Source organism: Chryseobacterium sp. 2TAF14 (assembly GCF_052115105.1).
Taxonomy (GTDB): domain Bacteria; phylum Bacteroidota; class Bacteroidia; order Flavobacteriales; family Weeksellaceae; genus Chryseobacterium.
Map to the genome: position 1 here is coordinate 1 of NZ_JBFRGA010000273.1, position 2,652 is coordinate 2,652.

General features: G+C 35.3%; 3 protein-coding genes. All 3 read right to left on the reverse strand.

What is annotated here, in order from left to right; translation table 11 throughout:
* Positions 1-628: A/G-specific adenine glycosylase (locus tag AB4Y90_RS17315; protein ID WP_441558811.1), on the reverse strand; the 628-nt coding region annotated here is incomplete at its 3' end.
* 36 nt (positions 629-664) lie between these two features.
* Positions 665-1,138 (reverse strand): hypothetical protein, encoded by a 474-nt coding sequence (locus AB4Y90_RS17320; protein ID WP_441558812.1) that lies wholly within the window; start codon positions 1,136-1,138, stop codon positions 665-667.
* Between the two features lie 78 nt (positions 1,139-1,216).
* Positions 1,217-2,578 carry a DUF5458 family protein gene (locus AB4Y90_RS17325; protein ID WP_441558813.1) on the reverse strand — a complete coding sequence of 454 codons (1,362 nt, stop codon included), beginning with the start codon at positions 2,576-2,578 and terminating at the stop codon, positions 1,217-1,219.
* Positions 2,579-2,652 lie beyond the last annotated feature (74 nt).

The window sequence follows — 2,652 nt, forward strand, 5'->3', positions numbered from 1 at the left end:
TTACAGGACATTCTCCGCATAAAGGATTTTTTGGTTTGCAGATTTCCGAACCCAGATCCATCATTGCCTGATTAAAATCGCCCACATTTTCAGGCATAATCAAAGTTGATAATTCTGAAAAATAATTGAAAGCTTTCGAATTTGAAATATCAAAATTATCAGCGAAAATTCTACTTAAAACTCTGTAGAAATTGCCATCAACTGCAGGCATTTTTCCACCAAAACAAATACTGGAAACGGCTGCAGCAGTATATTTTCCAATTCCTTTTAGTTTTAAAATTTCATCATAATCGGAAGGGAAAATGCCATGATAATCATTCATAATTTGCTGCGCAGCTTTATGAATATTGATGGCACGGGAATAATATCCCAAACCTTTCCAATATAATAAAACCTCATCTTCAGGAGATTCTGCCAAAGTTTTCACGTCGGGAAATCTTTTGACAAAATTATTATAGTGATTTAATCCCTGAGCAATTCTTGTTTGCTGAAAAACAATCTCACAAATCCAGATTTTATAAGGATCTTTGGTTTTTCTGAACGGTAAGTCTCTCGCATTTTTATCGTACCATTTCAACAGCTTATTCCCGATGTGAAGAAAGTCTGGATTTCTATTATTTTTTTCCAAAAAACCAATTCATTTTAAGTAAAAGCAAAGATAGAACTATTTTTTTTCGTTATCCAAAAGATAAACGGGTGCGCCTTTCAGCCATTGATATTTGATTTTTTTTATCTCCGCAATAGATTTATATCCTTTCAGTTTTTCTAAAAAAACATAAACCGAATCATTTTTTTCTTTTTTAAAATCTAATTTCTGATTTGAAAGAAACCGATACGGATACGAGATCACAGAATCCCTTTTGCTGAATAACAAATCCCCGGAATTGATGCTGTAAATATAAATAGGTTTACCTCGACCCGAAGAACTGTCGGTAACGGAAATATCTGAGCTTGCCACAACCATATCGCTGATTCCATAAGCTTCGTCTTCAGTCATTATATACGCTTGCGCTGTATCTTTTTTTTCATTTTTAAAAAGATCGATCTCATATTTTCGAGGACGTTGATATTCTTTTTCACAACTCAAGACAGAAAACAACAGAAAAAACAATAAGATGTAAACCGTAAAATTTTTCATTAAACCGTTTTTAAGATTATTAGAAACAAAAAACCGATGTTTTTGATGCACCGGTTTCTATATTAAATATTGGGAAAATTAATCCTGGGTATATTCTGCATCCCACTCATTACCGTCATCACCTTTGTGACCGTCAAGCTTAATCACAAAACTTTTTGTCGGGAAATAAGGAGTCAGTCTGATATCCAGCCAAACCCTATCTTTGTTTACTTTATCCTGCTCAAAACGCACAATTTTGAATTTCTCAATTAATTTATCAGCACCTTTGATACCGTCTAAAAAACTTACGATCTGTTTTCTCAGATCGTCTTCGTTTCTTGCATTCCAGTTTTCGAAGGCTCTTCTGTTTAGGAAATCCAATAAAACTTTAGTTACATAATCGAAAACACGAACTACAGAATAAGTCTGTAAGCCAATGTTATCACCTGTAAACAATGTTTTTGCGGAGAATGCCATGATTTTCCCGTACTCGTTGACCATAGGAACAAGCCCCATTTTTTCCAACTGAGAAATTTCACTTTTCTTCAATTCAAATTTTACGGCGTCTACTTCGTTGATATTACCGTGCTTTTTACCGGCTGCAACCTGAGACATCAATGTTTTGTGAATTTTTCCTGCCAATGAAGTTGATGGCGGAAGCTCTACGTTTTCTTCTTCACCCACTTCCTCTGCTCTTCCACGACCAACCAACCAGTTACAAGTCATAATCACATTACTTCTGTGCAATTCGCCACCTGTAAGGTTCGCTGAGTGAAACAGATCGACTACATCATCCGGCTTGTCTAAGTTGGCAAAATCGGTAACCATCATTACTTTGTTTTCGTTACAGATTTTCGCCCATTTTTCAACCACTTTATTCGATCCTAAATATCCCGGAATTGCCAGAATAGAATAGTTATCTCTTAAATCTAAACGGTCGTAATAATTTTTAAATTCTTCAGCAATTGCATCAATAAAAATCGGGTTATCTAAATCTGAAACCTGATCTAAGCTTGCATTGACAATGCTTACGTTATCTACTTTATCAAGCTCTGTATTTTTATAAAACTGAGCTACCGTTCTGTAAGAAGTTTCAAGCTGACGAACGGAGTCTAAACTATTTTTAAGATTTTGTTTTAGGTTTTGCTCAGCATTTTGCGCTTTGCTTTTGCAGGTATCTGCCATTTTTTCGGCAGAATCGTTGCTGCTTAAAAGATCTACCCACAGATTGATTTTCTGTAAAAGCTCTTTTCTTTCCTCGGCTTTATTACCATCATTCAAAAAAATTTCCTTTCTTGCTTTTCTGGTTGGGTTCATATTGGCAATTCCGTCTACGACAGATTCTATAAAGCCAAAACCACCGATCTTATTCAGTTCTTCAAGCGGATTTCCTTTTGGTCTTCCGTCTTGCTGGTGTTGATTATGCTGTTGACTTTCTGCAGCCTGTAATTTGCTATCCATAATGTATTTTGTGTAGGTAGTTTAGATTATTTTTCAAGTTCTTGTGCCACATTTTTCAATGCCTCAATAAAAGC

Excerpts from the sequence above, each read along its gene's own strand:
- AB4Y90_RS17325 (WP_441558813.1), bottom strand. The coding sequence starts at position 2,578 with ATGGATAGCAAATTACAGGCTGCAGAAAGTCAACAGCATAATCAACAC.
- AB4Y90_RS17320 (WP_441558812.1), bottom strand. The coding sequence starts at position 1,138 with ATGAAAAATTTTACGGTTTACATCTTATTGTTTTTTCTGTTGTTTTCT.